Origin of the sequence: Shewanella sp. 4t3-1-2LB, assembly GCF_017368415.1 — a bacterium.
Classification (GTDB): domain Bacteria; phylum Pseudomonadota; class Gammaproteobacteria; order Enterobacterales; family Shewanellaceae; genus Shewanella; species Shewanella fodinae.
In genome coordinates this window covers 1-383 of the sequence record NZ_JAFNJD010000151.1, presented here as the reverse complement: position 1 = coordinate 383, position 383 = coordinate 1, and the positions used below count along the sequence as shown (strand labels likewise).

Genomic DNA, 383 nt, shown 5'->3' with positions numbered 1-383 from the left:
CCTGGGGAGTACGGCCGCAAGGTTAAAACTCAAATGAATTGACGGGGGCCCGCACAAGCGGTGGAGCATGTGGTTTAATTCGATGCAACGCGAAGAACCTTACCTACTCTTGACATCCAGAGAACTTGGCAGAGATGCCTAGGTGCCTTCGGGAACTCTGAGACAGGTGCTGCATGGCTGTCGTCAGCTCGTGTTGTGAAATGTTGGGTTAAGTCCCGCAACGAGCGCAACCCTTATCCTTACTTGCCAGCGGGTGATGCCGGGAACTGTAGGGAGACTGCCGGTGATAAACCGGAGGAAGGTGGGGACGACGTCAAGTCATCATGGCCCTTACGAGTAGGGCTACACACGTGCTACAATGGACAGTACAGAGGGAAGCAAAG

The 383-nt window shown here is 54.3% G+C and carries 1 rRNA gene; it reads left to right on the top strand.

Annotated features, from left to right (window positions below):
• Nucleotides 1-383, top strand: a 16S ribosomal RNA gene (locus tag J3L11_RS19720); the annotation flags it as partial.